General features: G+C 40.5%; 12 protein-coding genes, 2 tRNA genes and 2 pseudogenes. 7 read left to right on the top strand and 9 right to left on the bottom strand.

The genetic code is table 11. From position 1 onward, the window contains the following. Nucleotides 1-25 precede the first annotated feature (25 nt). On the bottom strand, nucleotides 26-1,387 hold the full coding sequence (locus HYG88_RS09470; protein ID WP_005162739.1) for an MATE family efflux transporter: 1,362 nt from the start codon (nucleotides 1,385-1,387) through the stop codon (nucleotides 26-28). A gap of 29 nt (nucleotides 1,388-1,416) precedes the next feature. Continuing rightward, entirely contained in the window at nucleotides 1,417-1,878 is a 462-nt protein-coding gene (locus HYG88_RS09465) for a DMT family transporter (RefSeq protein ID WP_005162738.1), read from the bottom strand. A gap of 116 nt (nucleotides 1,879-1,994) precedes the next feature. Between HYG88_RS09465 and hemW the strand changes: the two genes are divergently transcribed. Then, complete coding sequence (gene hemW, locus HYG88_RS09460; RefSeq protein ID WP_178882974.1) at nucleotides 1,995-3,149, top strand: radical SAM family heme chaperone HemW; 1,155 nt, start codon at nucleotides 1,995-1,997, stop codon at nucleotides 3,147-3,149. Between the two features lie 124 nt (nucleotides 3,150-3,273). On the opposite strand, the gene HYG88_RS09455 is transcribed toward hemW, so the two are convergent. From HYG88_RS09455 to HYG88_RS09440, 4 genes are all read right to left on the bottom strand, one after another. Beyond that, nucleotides 3,274-3,349, bottom strand: a tRNA-Lys gene (locus tag HYG88_RS09455). 21 nt (nucleotides 3,350-3,370) lie between these two features. Continuing rightward, nucleotides 3,371-3,446, bottom strand: a tRNA-Lys gene (locus tag HYG88_RS09450). 120 nt (nucleotides 3,447-3,566) lie between these two features. Beyond that, on the bottom strand, nucleotides 3,567-5,408 hold the full coding sequence (locus tag HYG88_RS09445) for a long-chain-acyl-CoA synthetase (RefSeq protein ID WP_005162736.1): 1,842 nt from the start codon (nucleotides 5,406-5,408) through the stop codon (nucleotides 3,567-3,569). Nucleotides 5,409-5,597: 189 nt separating this feature from the next. Next, entirely contained in the window at nucleotides 5,598-8,972 is a 3,375-nt protein-coding gene (locus HYG88_RS09440) for an Rne/Rng family ribonuclease (RefSeq protein WP_178882973.1), read from the bottom strand. A gap of 380 nt (nucleotides 8,973-9,352) precedes the next feature. On the opposite strand from HYG88_RS09440, the gene HYG88_RS09435 reads away from it, so the two are divergent. The 5 genes and pseudogenes from HYG88_RS09435 to HYG88_RS15280 all read left to right on the top strand — a co-directional run. After that, nucleotides 9,353-9,700: a hypothetical protein gene (locus HYG88_RS09435; protein WP_178882972.1), complete on the top strand. Its 348-nt coding sequence runs from the start codon at nucleotides 9,353-9,355 to the stop codon at nucleotides 9,698-9,700. A gap of 62 nt (nucleotides 9,701-9,762) precedes the next feature. Beyond that, nucleotides 9,763-10,695, top strand: a complete 933-nt coding sequence (locus HYG88_RS09430) for an RluA family pseudouridine synthase (protein WP_178882971.1) — start codon at nucleotides 9,763-9,765, stop codon at nucleotides 10,693-10,695. Then, nucleotides 10,692-11,366: an HAD-IA family hydrolase gene (locus HYG88_RS09425; RefSeq protein ID WP_005162725.1), complete on the top strand. Its 675-nt coding sequence runs from the start codon at nucleotides 10,692-10,694 to the stop codon at nucleotides 11,364-11,366. The genes HYG88_RS09430 and HYG88_RS09425 overlap by 4 nt, the downstream gene beginning before the upstream one ends. Before the next feature lie 76 nt (nucleotides 11,367-11,442). Beyond that, a pseudogene (locus HYG88_RS09420) lies at nucleotides 11,443-11,878 on the top strand (helix-turn-helix transcriptional regulator). A 52-nt stretch (nucleotides 11,879-11,930) separates the two neighbouring features. After that, nucleotides 11,931-12,056: pseudogene (locus HYG88_RS15280) on the top strand (glutathione S-transferase family protein); the annotation flags it as partial. Between the two features lie 115 nt (nucleotides 12,057-12,171). On the opposite strand, the gene HYG88_RS09410 reads toward HYG88_RS15280, so the two are convergent. Then, entirely contained in the window at nucleotides 12,172-13,080 is a 909-nt protein-coding gene (locus tag HYG88_RS09410) for a LysR substrate-binding domain-containing protein (protein WP_178882970.1), read from the bottom strand. A gap of 382 nt (nucleotides 13,081-13,462) precedes the next feature. Here HYG88_RS09410 and HYG88_RS09405 point away from each other — a divergent pair, with 382 nt between their 5' ends. After that, a complete protein-coding gene (locus HYG88_RS09405) occupies nucleotides 13,463-14,515 on the top strand; it encodes an MBL fold metallo-hydrolase (RefSeq protein WP_005218487.1) in 1,053 nt (350 codons plus the stop codon). On the opposite strand, the gene HYG88_RS09400 is transcribed toward HYG88_RS09405, so the two are convergent. Both HYG88_RS09400 and HYG88_RS09395 read right to left on the bottom strand, forming a co-directional pair. Then, nucleotides 14,505-14,909, bottom strand: coding sequence for a DoxX-like family protein (locus HYG88_RS09400; protein WP_005162717.1), 405 nt, complete (start codon nucleotides 14,907-14,909; stop codon nucleotides 14,505-14,507). The genes HYG88_RS09405 and HYG88_RS09400 overlap by 11 nt on opposite strands. After that, the gene (locus HYG88_RS09395; protein ID WP_005162714.1) at nucleotides 14,906-15,346 is read right to left on the bottom strand and encodes a thiol-disulfide oxidoreductase DCC family protein; all 441 of its coding nucleotides are present in this window, start codon (nucleotides 15,344-15,346) and stop codon (nucleotides 14,906-14,908) included. The genes HYG88_RS09400 and HYG88_RS09395 overlap by 4 nt, the downstream gene beginning before the upstream one ends. Between the last annotated feature and the right edge of the window lie 150 nt (nucleotides 15,347-15,496).

The raw sequence follows: 15,496 nt of genomic DNA, 5'->3' as shown, positions 1-15,496 counted from the left end.
AAAAAATTAAACCAGCATTAAGTTTTTATGAGTTGAGATTAATGTGTTGCGCTAATCGTTTATTGTTTAAATATAAGCGACCAATCAAGAATACACAGGCAATGCTTAAACCGATAATCAATCCTAACCAAACACCTGCTACTCCCCAAATTGTATAACGTGCCAAATATAAACCGATGGGGAAAGCAATCACCCAGTATGCCATCAGGGTAATCCACATCGGTGCTTGCGTGTCTTGCATGCCACGTAGGCAGCCTGCAGCGCTTACTTGCCATGCATCCATTAGTTGATACGCCATTGCGAACCACAACAGATACATCGCGACAGGAATAACATGAATATCATTGGTATAGATTGCCACGATATAGGGGCGCGCTACGGCAATCAGTGTCATGGTCAAAGCAGCAAAAACGGTTGCGCTAATCAAGCCTACTTTTTGAACTTGGCGCATCGCATACCAATTTTTCTCTCCATAATAAGTGCCCACACGAATCGTGAGTGCAATGGCAAGAGATAATGGGATCATAAACAATTGTGAAGTCACAGAAATTGCAATCTGATGCGCCGCAATTGCATTTTCACCGAGTGGGCTCAGGACAATCGCGCCTGTGCTGAAAATACTCACCTCAAAAAATACAGCTAGACCAATCGGCAGCCCCAGTTTTAAGATGCGTTTTACCCATACAGGATCAATTTTTTCCCATTTTGTGAAAATGGGCGCTTGTTTATAAGCCTTAGCTTTTGAAATGTAAATCGCCAGTGTAATAAACATCAGCCACTGTAATATTGCCGTTGCAAAGCCACAACCCGCACTCCCTAAAGCAGGGATAGGTCCCAAACCGTACATAAAAATAAAGTTCAATGGAATCAGGACCAATAAGGCAATTAAGCTAATCGCAGTGACAGGTCGTGGATGTCCTAAGGCTTCAGAATAACTACGTAATGCTGCGTACATCATCACCGCAGGCATACCAAAGCCAATCGCATGTAAAAACAGGCTTGCTTTCGGTAATAAACTTTCAGGTACTCCAAACAGGGGTAAAAACATCGGCATACATTGCAAAATCAACATAGCAACGATGCCGAGGATGACCGCAACCCATAAGGATTGACGTGCAATAGTCGGAATTTTCTCTGGGGTTCTTGCACCGCGCGCTTCAGCGACTAAAGGTGTTGTTGCGATCATGATTCCTGCAAATAACAACATAATTGGAATCCATAGACCAACACCGACAGCAATTGCTGCCAAATCAGCAGCAGAAAGATGACCTGCCATGATGGTATCAATAAGACCAAGCCCAGCCTGAGCAAATTGGGTGATCAAGATCGGAAACATTAAATGAAATAATTTCTTAAGTTCAAACCGCTTGGTTGTCGCGTGAGACACAAAAAATACTCTTATTGATTGAGGGAGAATTAGCGTTGTAGAGTGAATATCACACCAATAAAAATGACAATACTGCCGACAAGACGTTGCCAATTGACAGGTGTTTTTTCTGTACCTAACCAGCCGAAATGGTCAAGTAACATTGAAATGGCCAATTGGCCGAAAATAACTAAGCCTGAAAAAGTTAAAAAACCGAGTTTGGGTGCAGTATAAATGCTCATGCTGATGGCATAAACCCCAAGACATCCACCTATCCACAAAAACCATGGAATTTGCGACAGTTCTCCAAGACTGGGTTTTGCTGTGTTTTGAAAATAAACCATACATGCAAGCACAATTGTTCCTACCAAAAAAGAGAGTAAGGCAGCTTGAAGAGGTGAGTGTAAATATTCTCTGAGTTGTGAATTAATTGCAGTTTGAAATGCCATTGCAATACCGACACCTAATGCAAGGGGAAGAATAAATAGCAGTTGGCTGGTAATTTTGATCATTTTATCAATCTAATTGTTCTTCGTTGTTTCAGTCTAACCGAATAGTGAAGTGATGATAATAAGCGGATTGATAGAGTCATGTTAAAATAAAAGGGTTCTGTTGTTGAGCTTCTATTTTGAGTCATTTAAATCCAGCAAATATTCCACTTTCACTTTATATCCATATGCCTTGGTGTGTGCGTAAATGCCCTTATTGTGACTTCAATTCACATGCTGTTCCTGATGGGGAATTGTCTGTGGATTTAGAGCAACAATATCTTGAGGCACTGGTGGCTGACTTTGAGACTCAAATTGAAATGGCGCAAGGTCGGTCAATTCATAGCGTATTTATTGGTGGTGGAACGCCGTCTTTAATTTCAGCACAAGGCTATCAGTGGTTATTTGGTCAATTAAAGGCGCGATTAGACTTTGAGGTTGATTGTGAAATCACATTGGAAGCTAATCCTGGAACGGTTGAACATGATCCATTTGCGGATTATCTTGCTGTTGGCATCAACCGTTTATCATTAGGTGTACAAAGTTTTGATCCTGAGCATTTACAGCGACTGGGTCGTATTCATACTGCGAATAATGCTTTAGATGCGATCCAACAAGCGCGTCAAGCAGGCTTTGAGCGCGTTAATGTTGATCTCATGCATGGTTTACCACAGCAAACGCAAGAACAGGCTTTAAATGACCTTAGATTAGCTGTAGAACAGGGTGCAACACATATTAGTTGGTATCAACTGACCATTGAGCCAAATACGGTGTTCTTTAGAACCCAACCCGTATTGCCACAAGATGAAGTTTTAGAACATATCCAAGAATGGGGTGAGGCTTATTTAAAAGCGAATGGTTTTATCAATTACGAAGTCTCAGCATGGCGTAAAGAAAAACCCTCAGCACATAATTTGAATTATTGGAAGTTTGGTGATTACTTGGCGATTGGCGCAGGAGCACATGGCAAAGTGACTCGCCCAGAGGGTATTTATCGTTTTCAAAAGACACGGCTGCCAAAAGATTATTTGGCTAAGGTACCTGCTGAACATATGCAAATGAAACGTATCGAAGCAGATGAGTTGCCATTTGAATTTATGATGAATGCTTTGCGTTTAAATGATGGGGTAGATGCGAAATTTTATACTCAACGCACAGGGCTTGATTTGCAAGATATCAATGAGACGCTGAATCAATTACGTGACAAAAAACTTTTGGTCGCTGATGTGAATCGAATTACTTGCACAGAGCAGGGGCATATCTTTTTAAATTCGGTATTGGAAAGTTTTTTATAATTTAGGTGTAAGATTACTTTGAGCAAGGATGCTTAAAGTAATCTAATCGTTGTTGTCATCTTTTAGAAAGATAGTTCGCACAAAATAAAAAACCTCATCATAAATGATGAGGTTTTTTAGAATCTGGTGGGTCGTCCGCGACTCGAACGCGGGACCAACGGATTAAAAGTCCGCTGCTCTACCAACTGAGCTAACGACCCATAGGGGTTCAAAACATTAAATGGTGGGTCGTCCGCGACTCGAACGCGGGACCAACGGATTAAAAGTCCGCTGCTCTACCAACTGAGCTAACGACCCATCTCGTTTTGATGTTGCGTATTCTAGCAACTTATTCAGCTAACACAAGAGGAAATTTAAAAACATCTGCATGATTGTTTATAAAAAGCACGATTTCCTCTTGTTTAGCTAAAAAATAAACTAGAAACGGTACTGATAGCTTTGAATGTTATCAAAGATTTCAGTATTTACATCACTATAGCTGTTTGTACCTGGCAATAAAACCAATAAACGTTCAGATGTTTTGCTCGGATTAAATGAGTCTTCTTTCAGTTTATTTTTTTGATACTTAAATGTTCCAGTGGTTTCTACTTTGGCTTGAATGCGTAAAAATACTGGAATTGCATATGATGGTAAGCATTTTTTAAATACATTTACCATAGCGCTTAGATCAGTTTCGTTAAGCTCTGCACCATCAACCAAAGTAATTGCTGCCATACCTGCACGACCATTGGTATTTGGAATCTCTACCCCATATACCACAGCTTCTGCAATCTTATCGTATTCGCACACCATGTTTTCAACTTCGGTGGTGGATACGTTTTCACCTTTCCATCGGAAAGTGTCGCCTAAACGGTCCACAAACTGTGCGTGGCGGAAACCGATGTCACGAACCAGATCACCCGTATTGAAGTATGAATCACCCTTGTTAAACACATCTTTTAAAATCACAGATTTGTTCTTTTCTGGATCGGTGTAGCCATCAAATGGTGAACGGCTAGTGATCTTACCAATCAGTAAGCCAACCTCACCTGTTTTGACTTTCTTGCAGTGGCCTTTCTTATCGCGAACTAATTCATTCTTTTCTTTATTAAATTCAACGATCGCGTATGGTGTTGGAGAGAAGCCAACTGTATTGTCAAAGTTAAAGATATTACTAAAACCAACATTGCCTTCACTTGATGCATAAAGTTCAAGTACTTCTTGCACGCCAAAGCGTTCTTTGAACTTACCCCAAATGTTTGGACGCATACCGTTACCAATCATTTTGGTAACACGATGGGCACGATCCTGTTCAGTTGCAGGCGCATCGATGAGGTAACGACACAGTTCACCGACATAACCAATTGCAGAGGCATTGAATTTCTGTACATCTTTCCAGAATGCGCTAGTTGAATACTTTCGGCGTACGGCAAGGGTTGCACTGCCTGCAATCACACCACACCAGCACACCACAACTCCCGTTGCATGGTAAAGCGGGAGGGTCACGTACATCACATCATCTTTACCGAGGTTAAGGATATGTCCATAGGTACCGTAAGCTAGAGTCCAACGGCTATGTGTGAAAATAACAGCTTTTGGTAGGCCCGTTGTACCAGAGGTATAGATGTAGAACAAACCATCTTTACCTGTCACGGTGCGGGTAGTCGATGGATTGAATTTTGGAAATTGGTCAATTTGTTGCGCAAGGTTCACATAACCTTGTGGTGCAATCCCTGCATTTTTTCGTGTTTCTAGATCAGCAAACCAGTGGAAACGATCTTGAGCAACTTTTAATTCTGTGCGAGCTTCATCAATCGCAGCACGGACTTCTTCACCTGCAATCACTGCAATTGGATTAACCAAATTAATGCTATGAGCGAGGATTTTACCGACTTGTGATGTGTTTACGAGTGCGATCGTGACACCAATTTTAGCTAAAGCAACAATCGTAGCAATCAGTTCAGGACGGTTTTCAACCATCACTGCAATGACATCACCCTTTTTAGCACCAAGCGATAAATAGTAATGCGCAATTTGGTTGGCCCATTCATTTAGTGCTTGGTAGCTGTAACTTTGATCTTCAAATAACAGAGCTATGCCTTGAGGGTTACGCTTGACTGCTTTTTCAAAGGCAATGCCTAAACCAGCAGGTGAAGTTGGCGTTCGTATATATGCTTGTTTAAGTCCATTGAGGATATGAGGTACTTTGGTGATGAAGTTTGGAAGTCGAGTAGCAACATCACTAAGGGTAATAATATCGGTCTGCGTAGTTTGGCTCATATCAATCCTGTTTATTTTTCGATCAGTCCAAAAATGGCTATCTGTTAGAACACAACCATTAACATCATTGTTGTTGATGCTGTTTTTACTGGTAAGTTCCTAGAGCAATCAACCTAATCTGACAAAATAACAAAAAAGCCTAGTCATCGAAATGACTAGGCTTTGCCTTATTGAGTGCAATTTAGCAAATTATTCATTGCCAGTTGTGCTCTTTTTAGGGGGTCTTCCACGAGGGCGACGAGGACGGCTAGATTTTTCCTTTTCTGCCTTCACTGCTTCATCCTCTAGTTCTGCTTCAGTTGGCTCAGCTTTTTCAACAGCTTGAACAGTTTCAGTCGTTTCAGAAACCGTTTCAGCTACGATTTCAACTTCAGCTGTTTCAGTCGATGTTACTGGCTCAGAAGCTTCAACTGGTGCGGCTTCTGCTGGCGTAACATCAGTACTGTCTAGTTCTAGTGGTTGTTGCGCTGGTGTAGTGGCTACTGTTTCATCTGCAACAATATTAACGACTGTTTCTGGCACTTCTTCTTTCGATTCAGTGCTTTCAACAGGTGCAGCAGTCGTATTTGCAGCGATATGAGCTTCCTTAGCTTGTTCAGCGGCAAGTTTAGCCAAGCGACGACGTTCGCGTGGATCATTTGCAACACGAGTAGCAGGTGCTTCTGGTGGAGTTAGTGCCAATACAGGTGCAGGTTCAACTTCTTCAGTTTGCTTTTGAGTTGGAAGTTCAGCATCACGAGTTACGGGACGTTTTTCTTCAGCAACAGCTTCAACCACTAAAGTATTTGCATATTGCTCAGCAAACTTTTGTAATGCACGATTAAATGTTGTCACCAAGCCGAATTGCTCAATCAAAATAGTACAATCTTCACCATATACATGACGAATCAGGCTACTCATCGTGTATTGAGCTAATGTTGGAATTTGTGACGGTACAACTTTAGGCACAACGGCTTTAGGCGATGATTGTGAATCACGATGACGACGACGTGAACGTGGATCATTGCTAGCACGTTTTACAGGTGCTGGAGCAGCTTCAGTTGATGTCACTTCTTCAACTTCTGTAGCCACTTGTTCTGTTTGAACAGGTTCAAGGACTTCAGTTTGCTCTACAGCAACAGGTGCTGTTCCAGTTTTTGTAACTGGCTTAGCCTGTTGTTGATTTAATGCAACAATTTCACTTTGACCTTGATCAATATTTACGATCAATGCTGTGTTGATTGGTTCTGCGCGAGGTGCATCAATCACATCAACTTTAATTTGTTGAGGACTCGCTACAGTTTCAGGTGTAGCGGCAGCAGTTTCATTTAAAACACTTTGGTCACGATGACGGTTTGGTCGATTTGGACGCTGTTGGTTATTGCGATCACGACGTGGCAACGCGCTTGTATCATTACCATGTCCAGCATCTTGATGCTGCTGTTGGTTTTGATGTTCTTGTGGTTGCTGACGTTTTTGCTGACGCTTTAACTCACGTTGTTCTTGACGTGATGGTTGCTCTTGACGAGAAGAAACTTGAACATTTTCTTCCTGCACTTGATTTTGTTGTTCATGTGCATGTGCATGTGAATGATGTTCACGTTGTTCTTTATGTTTACGTTTCTTCGGATTTTGCGATTGATTTGGGCGATGAGCTTTTTCATCTTTCTCAAATGTTTCGCGTGCTTCTTGTTTCACGGGTGATTGTGAAATATAAGCATTATTGACGGTTGGTGCTGCAGTCTCAGTGATAGCAGCAGGTGTATTCATTTGACCAAACTGACCACGGCTGACTGCACCGTTATTAATCATTTGTTCAATTGCTGCGGCAGCATTTTGTGCAGAACGTGATTGATCAATCGTTTGTGCTTGCTTTTGAACGAATAAGTTCTCTAACCATGCGCAAGGGCTTGCTGATTTTTGTGCAACAGCTTGTTGTGCTTGCTTAGGTTGAGCAGCTTGTTGTTGAGTGGCTTTCTTTTGCTGTGCGGCTGCATTATTTTGTGCAGGTGCTGCATGGTGATGCTCTGCTTCTTCTAAATGCCATTCAGAAGACTCATACCCCAATTCTTTTTCACTTGAACGGGTTGCTTCAGTACGTTCATAACTCGATGGAGCAAAGCCTGCTGGATTGTACTGAATTTCATAGTGTGGCGTTTCTAAATGTGGATGCGGCAAAATGGTGACACGCACATTGGAGGTTTGCTCCAGATATACCAGACTGTGACGCTTTTCATTCAACAGGAATGCCGCGATTTCCACAGGCACTTCAACTTGAACTTCACCTTGACGCTCACGTAAAGCAATTTCTTCGACCTTGCGCATAATCGAAAGTGACAATGAACGTAAGTCACGTACCATACCTGTGCCATGACAGCGTGGGCAAACGTAGCCAGTCGCTTCTTCTAAAGAAGGGCGTAAACGTTGACGGCTCATTTCCATGAGGCCAAAACGTGACAGTTGACCGAACTGGATACGTGCGCGGTCACTTTGCGTTGCTTCACGTAATTTCGCTTCAACCATACGTTGGTTACGGTCTTTGGTCATGTCAATAAAATCGATTACGACTAAACCGCCAATATCACGCAAACGAAGTTGACGTGCGATTTCTTCAGCTGCTTCCAAGTTGGTGTTTAAAGCAGTTTCTTCAACATCATGACCACGTGTTGATTTCGCCGAGTTAATATCGATTGAAACTAAAGCTTCAGTTTGATCAATCACGATTGAACCACCAGACGGAAGTTTAACTTCACGTTCATAAGCGGTTTGAATTTGGCTTTCGATACCGAAGTGAGCAAATAGAGGCTCATTCAAGGTATAAGTTTTTAACTTATCAAGTTGGCGTGGCATGACTGCTTTTACGAAGTTATAGGCTTCGTTATAAGCTTGTTCACTATCAATCAGGATTTCTGCAACATCATCACGTAAGTAATCACGAATAGCACGCGTCACTACCCCTGCTTCTTGGTGAACAAGCATTGGTGATGGACCTGAACTTGCAGAGCTTTGAATTTGAGCCCAAAGATCCAACAAATGTTGTAAATCCAGTTGAAGTTCTTCTTGGGTGCGACCGATACCTGCGGTACGAACAATGACGCTCATGCCACGAGGTACATTTAGAGAAGATAAAATTTCTTTGAGTTCTTCGCGCACAGAACCTGAAATCTGACGGCTAATACCGCCACCTTTCGGGTTGTTTGGCATAAGTACTAAATAACGGCCTGCAAGAGAAATAAAAGTAGAAAGCGCAGCACCTTTGTTACCGCGCTCTTCTTTTTCGACTTGAACCAATAATTCTGTGCCTTCAGTGATGAGTTCACGAATATTTGAAGTTTGACGAGGATCCGCTTTGAAATACGAGTTTGCAATTTCTCGCATAGATAAAAAGCCTTGACGCTGTGCGCCGTACTCAACGAAAACTGCTTCTAAAGAAGGTTCAACGCGAGTGACATGACCTTTATAAATATTTGATTTTTTTTGTTCACGAGTACGATTTTCTAAATCGAAATCGTAAAGACGATTACCAGTAATCAGTGCAACGCGAACTTCTTCGGCGTGGGTTGCATTAATCAACATACGTTTCATGGGTGTGACACCTAATAGTGATGCACACAAACAATCAGCCCGATACTTTTGAGCAAACATCAAATTGGCGCGATCAAGATTCAGAAGCAGCTTTGTACATGATGCTCTGAAACCACTGACTGTAAATATTCAGTTTGTGCTTTGATACGTTTATTTCGATGTCAGCAATAGTGCCTTAATCTTCAGTCTAATGATATTTCATCCATGTTTTGCATCTGTGAAATATCGTTAGACCCAGCATAATCAAAGTTCCTAGACGCTTCACTGGCGGGTGAGCGGTGCATTGGATGGTGACTTTCACTGTCATTAAGCATTGAAGTCGATCCACCTGGAAGTCTCGTGATACGGAATGATCATCGTATCTCTGCTTAGCAGTTCCAATGCATCAACGCTTTAGCCTGAATGCGACATCATGGAGCAAATTGTCTGATGTGGATCAGTTTACGTTTAATAACCAACAAATTTGTTGGCAACATATTTTTTCTGAACAAACTGTATGTGCTGATGCACAATTAAACGCAACAGTTTGTCATTTTGCCGATATAATAAGCCTTCGGCGTCGGCATAATTCTTTAGGACCTATCCGAGTTATTGGTGAGTATCTCGTCGATTTAAAATTTTATCTAAATAAAATTTCTGATCTGATGCTCACTTACGGTGGTATCCGTGCGCTGAATATATCAAACCTTGCGGCATCTGCCTATGGGCTAAGTTTAGGTTTCTTGTGAAATAACTTAGTTAAATGATCAATTTTTAATCATATTTAGCAAATCTTGGATTAATCGAGCGTATGAATTCTACACAACAATGGCAAAGTGTCACTTGGTTTGACGTGGATGAGCATCAAGACGGGCAGCGAATAGATAATTTTTTATTTACCCGATTAAAAGGTGTTCCGAAAAGTCGAATCTACCGTTTGATTCGTGAAGGACAAGTACGTGTCAACAAAAAAAGAATAAAAGCAGAAACGCGTTTGAATATTGGCGATCAGATTCGTGTCGCACCAATTCGTTATGAACAAAAGGATGAAAGCACGGCACCAGTGAGTGATGGCGTGGCGCAAAGCCTGCTTAGTCGTGTGGTTTACGAAGATGAAGGCTTATTAGTAGTGAATAAACCGTCTGGGATTGCTGTTCATGGCGGCAGTGGTGTGGCTTATGGTTTAATCGAAGCCATGCGTGCTGCGACAGGCAAAAAATATTTAGAATTAATTCATCGTATTGACCGTGATACCTCAGGTCTAGTGATGATTAGTAAGAAGCGAAGTACCCTCAAGTTACTTCAGGACTTATTGCGTGAGCATAAGATTAAAAAGACCTATGCAGCAATCGTTAAAGGGCAAGTGAGTTTGGATCAGCAATTGATTGATGCGCCTTTGCTTCGTTATGAACTTGCGAATGGTGAGCGACGTGTCCGTGTGACCAAAGACGGTAAGCCGAGTAAGACTGACTGGAAAGTGGTTGAACGTTTTAAGACAGCAACTTTGGTGCATGCGTCACCGCTTTCGGGACGTACTCATCAAATCCGTGTACATGGTTTAAGTATTGGTCATCCTTTAGTTGGGGATGATAAATATGGACATAATACAGACTATAAAGGCCCTGAAGCACGTCGTTTATGCCTACATGCCATGCGTTTAGACATTCCAAACTATCCAAGCATTGAAGCGCCAATGCCAGAAGATATGCAACAAGTGATCAATGAATTGAGAAAACAGAAATGAGTCAAAATATCGAACTGGTGATTTTTGACTGGGATGGCACTTTATTCGATTCGGTTGGACAAATCGTAGCAAGTCTGCAATATGCAGCACAGCAATTTGAGCAACCTTTAACGGATGATGCCGCAAAAAGTATCATTGGCTTGGGTTTGCCCGAAGTCATGCAAATCTTATTTCCGCAGGTTCCAGATTTGCAGCAAGATATTTTGCAATGTTATGCAGATCATTATGTTGCAAATTCAAAAGGCGATGCATGGTTTAGTGGTGTGGCAGAGTTGTTGGCTGACTTAAAACAACAAGGGATCAAGCTTGCAGTTGCGACGGGTAAAAGTCGTAAAGGTTTAGATCGTGTATTAAGTCAAACCAATAGTCATCAGATTTTTGATACTACTCGTGCAGCCAGTGAAACCAAGTCTAAACCTGATCCATTGATGTTGCAGGAGATTCTTGCTGAGTTGGATGTAGCAGTTGAATGCGCCATTATGGTGGGGGATACCAGTTACGATTTAGAAATGGCAGAAAATCTGAATATGCAACGTATTGGCGTCAGCTATGGGGTGCATAGTATTGAAACTTTGCAACAATACCAGCCTTTAACGATTGCTCATAATGTGCAGGATTTACATGCTTATTTGCAAACAATCTTAGAACGTGCAGCGATTAGTGAAAGTTAAGCGATTCACATTATTTGCAAAGATAAGATGGTGAGAAAGCTGATTTTCTCATCATCCATAATACAATAGGGATAGCATGAGTCGTGCTATTCGATTACTGAATTTATTACAATTACTTCGACAATATCGTTCTCCAGTCACCGCACAAGTCGTTTTGGCTGAGCGTTTGCAGATCAGTCAGCGTAGCGTTTAACGTATGGTTAGCTGTCAATCAAATATTGGTTGAGCAAGTCAGAGTGTCGATTCGATCTCAAGTTAAAATTTTCTTTGATTATGTTGATGAACAGCAACGTACCAGTGCGAGAACAGTTTAGCCGTTTGCGCTTGGTTATTTTAATGACAAGATTGTGCTCGCTGCTTGGTGTGAATTACGTAATGATTTCCGAAATTTTCGACTTGATCGTATGCAAAATCTAAGTTTAAGCCAAGAACTTTATCCACAATTCAAACAACAACTTTTTCAACAATGGTGGGCTCAGGAAGTATGCCGTTCGACTACTGAGAAAAACTGACAATGTGAACGATTAAATTTTAATAACACCAATAAACACGGAAATATAAAAAATGGCACTTACATTTTATACAAATACTCAGTCTCGAGGTGTGGTTGTTGATTGGTTGCTCATTGAACTGGGGGTTGCCTGTGAGCGAATAGAAGCAGCATCGACCAACAAAATGTTGGGTGTAGAGATAAAATCTGATTAGAAAATATAAAACAGCGTGAAAGTTATCAAAAATTTGTGGCGTTTTTTAGTGAGCAAGCCTAAGTAGACAAACTCAAAGCTAGTTTAAATCGGCTTTTTTCTTAGCTTGCATAAAGTGCTAACTGTTCTAGTTCGAAAACTTGTCTAATTTCTTCCAAAAATTGTTCTGCTGCTTGGCTTGGTGAGATGCGATGGAAACTCATAAATACATCGAGACTCGGCAGAGGGTGGTTTAATGGGCGAACAGCGATTTGATCCGTCGCAAGTGCTTGCATATAAGAAGGTAAAATCGCGCAACTCAAACCACTATGTACTGCTTGAATACATTCAGCGATCGTGTTGGTTTCGTGGACCGATTTAAATTTAATTTGATGCTGATCTCTGTATTTCAGAATCGTTTGAGCCAATGGTTGAGAAAGTTTATGTGATAGGATGGTCAGTTCCAATCCATTCAGTTGTTCAATATTTAACGCATTAAACTCCACTAAAGGATGCTGTTTCGGCAAGATAAAAATTAACGGTTCTTTCAAAACCAATTGACTGGCAAAATATTCATTTTGAAAGTCTTGATTAATAAAAATAATGTCTAAATCACCTTTTTTTAATTCTGCGATTTGATCACTTTCTTTTAAGTTTAAGGTGTTGATTTGCAGTTTAGGAGTTTTTACACGTAACCTAGGGAAAATATAGGGAAAAATTCTAATTTCAGCAGAAGGTACAAATCCGATTCTTAGGCATTGTACTTTTGCTGCCGCAACTTGTCGCGCCATAGTAATGGCTTTGTCCGCTTGGGTTAAGGTTAAGCGTGCTTGTTCTAAAAAAACGAGACCTTCCTCAGTCAATTCAACTTTACGTTTGGTGCGATAAAATAATTGAACACCAATATCATCCTCTAAATCTTTGATTTGTTGGCTTAAAGAGGGTTGGGCTGTATGCAGTTTTACCGCAGCCTTACTGAAGCTTAATTCCTCGGCAACAGTAATAAAGTAACGTAAATGGCGTAATTCCATTAGACTGATCCAAATATGTCTTACTATTATTGTAAAGTATGAGTGTTAGAAAGTACTTCTCGGTCTGCATTATATAATAGCTGTTTTTGTAAACAATATACTTTCTCTTAAAATATAAAAAATGTATTAGAGACATAAAAAAACTATATAAGCTATATAGTGGAAAAGTTTGATATGTACCCTAAAATTGTATTGACTCGACTGGATAAAATCAGCATAACTAACAAGCTTATGTTAGGATCAAGTTCGATTGTTTAGAGGCAGTTAAACCCTCTAAAAAATCATACAATTAGATTGATTTTAAAAGTTAGAGTAAAGGACTGCTCATTATCCCAATTCTATCGGAATTTTGTGCGATTCAATTCCAGCAAAGAAGAAGTACATGAAAGATAAGCCGACATTAACCTATCAATTGCCGACCCAATCTTGCTTGAGCCATACTTGGGGGAAACCTCCATTTCCACATGAGCCTTCCGATCATTGTGGTATTGATCGTTTTTATAATTTAGAAAAACCGCTTACACCGTTTGACCGTAAAGGTTTATTTAAATGGCTAGCGACACGAAAATCTTATACTTGGAATGTTGATCGCGCGCATGAAGCTAATTTGCGTAATCAAATGCTTGAGTTACCACAAAATAGACCACACGCAGATTTAAATAATTGGCAGATTTGGTTTGTAGGACATGCAACCGTTCTCATCCAAATAGGCCCTTACAACTTCTTAACCGATCCTGTCTGGTGTGACTATGTGAGCCCAAAGCAAGGTCAAGGCCCGCAACGAGTTTGCCCAGCAGGCATCGCTTTAGAAAAGCTTCCAACGATTCATGCAGTACTACTAAGCCATAATCATTATGACCATATGGACTTGGCAACGTTGGAGTGGCTGCATCAGAAATTTAAAATGCCGATTTATACGGGTTTAGGTAATGGTTACTACTTAGCAAAACATTTACATGTGATTGAAATGGATTGGTGGCAAGAGATTCCTTTTCATGACGAAATCAAGATAGCCTATACCCCAGCACAACATGCTTCTGGACGTGGGGCACGGGATCAAAATAGAGCTTTATGGGGTGGTTTTTCGCTTCTAGCAAAGACAGGACATTGTTTCTTTGCGGGTGATACAGGTTACGCAGGGCACTTCAAACAAATACATGAGCGATATGGTGATGCACGTATTGCACTATTACCCATAGGTGCTTATGAGCCACGAAAGTTAATGCGATATGTGCATATGAATCCACAAGATGCTTTTCACGCGCATTTAGATTTGCATGCGCATCGTTCATTGGCCATTCATTTTCGAACTTTCCAACTTACCGATGAAGACCGCAATGCTCCTGAACATGAGTTACAGCAAGCAATGAAATCTTCATCTAAATTAGTCAATCCATTTTATTGTATTCGTGAAGGACATTTCATTAGGGCTTAGTATGAGTCTTTGCGTTGAGGCACCAGATTGAAATCAGCGAAAGACTCCCTAATGCAATATTCATCACGACGGGATTAAATGCTTGGTAAATTTGATTTGGATAAATGAATAAAATCAAAATAAATAACCCAACTAAACTCAAAATGCTGAGCCAGTGCAAATATTGATGTCTTATAAACAGAAAGAGAATACCAAAAATGACCTCGCCAATCCCTGAAAGCGAGACTAACCATGGTATATACACCTCAGGAATATGTAATTGTTGCCAAACGTATTGTTCACCCTCTACCTGAAAAATTAATTTAGGAATTAAACCTTGATAAATCCAAAGAAATGCAATAATCAGCTGACAGAATTTTAAAATCTGTGCAATTGTAAGTTCAGCATTTCTCATCTTAAAACATCATCCAATAAAAAATGCTGTTTATCACTTGCTTGAATCACATAGCAATCTTCAGTCTTACCAAAAAGTTGATAACGATTAAGGGCAATACGTCGATAAGTAAAGTCACGTACAAATTTTGGAACAAACTTGCCATATCGTAATGTGTTGTAAGGAAAATCAAGGGATTCCATCACGCGTAAGAAAGCCGTTGATTCAGTGAATAATTGTCCCTTCTCAAGTAAGAGCATGGTTTCAAAATGGTCAGTTGGAAAATGATACTTTTTTAAGATCTGTTGCCCCAAATCTGATTGCACAGAAACGAGTTTGAATTGATAACGTAGATCATGCTTGATCATAAAATTTGCCCATGCTGAGCAAAGAACACACACGCCATCGAACAAGATAATATTATGGCTTTGAATCAGTTGATCTAATTGTTTTGACATGATTATTTTTCTATAAGAGATTGCTTTGTACACGACAAAAAAAGACAACTCATTGAAATAATGGCATAATACTTGTTTTCTGACGACGAATATGATGACACATTTCAATGAGTTACATCTCATCTTAAACAAATATCTAAAGTGGAACAA

This window comes from Acinetobacter sp. SwsAc4 (assembly GCF_013391535.1).
Taxonomy (GTDB): domain Bacteria; phylum Pseudomonadota; class Gammaproteobacteria; order Pseudomonadales; family Moraxellaceae; genus Acinetobacter.
Note: the sequence above shows the minus strand (reverse complement) of the source record. Positions and strands in the feature narration are given on the sequence as shown.

Excerpts from the sequence above, each read along its gene's own strand:
- HYG88_RS09465 (WP_005162738.1), bottom strand. The coding sequence starts at position 1,878 with ATGATCAAAATTACCAGCCAACTGCTATTTATTCTTCCCCTTGCATTA.
- HYG88_RS09445 (WP_005162736.1), bottom strand. The coding sequence starts at position 5,408 with ATGAGCCAAACTACGCAGACCGATATTATTACCCTTAGTGATGTTGCT.
- HYG88_RS09440 (WP_178882973.1), bottom strand. The coding sequence starts at position 8,972 with ATGAAACGTATGTTGATTAATGCAACCCACGCCGAAGAAGTTCGCGTT.
- HYG88_RS09435 (WP_178882972.1), top strand. The coding sequence starts at position 9,353 with ATGCATCAACGCTTTAGCCTGAATGCGACATCATGGAGCAAATTGTCT.
- HYG88_RS09430 (WP_178882971.1), top strand. The coding sequence starts at position 9,763 with ATGAATTCTACACAACAATGGCAAAGTGTCACTTGGTTTGACGTGGAT.
- HYG88_RS09425 (WP_005162725.1), top strand. The coding sequence starts at position 10,692 with ATGAGTCAAAATATCGAACTGGTGATTTTTGACTGGGATGGCACTTTA.
- HYG88_RS09410 (WP_178882970.1), bottom strand. The coding sequence starts at position 13,080 with ATGGAATTACGCCATTTACGTTACTTTATTACTGTTGCCGAGGAATTA.
- HYG88_RS09405 (WP_005218487.1), top strand. The coding sequence starts at position 13,463 with ATGAAAGATAAGCCGACATTAACCTATCAATTGCCGACCCAATCTTGC.
- HYG88_RS09400 (WP_005162717.1), bottom strand. The coding sequence starts at position 14,909 with ATGAGAAATGCTGAACTTACAATTGCACAGATTTTAAAATTCTGTCAG.
- HYG88_RS09395 (WP_005162714.1), bottom strand. The coding sequence starts at position 15,346 with ATGTCAAAACAATTAGATCAACTGATTCAAAGCCATAATATTATCTTG.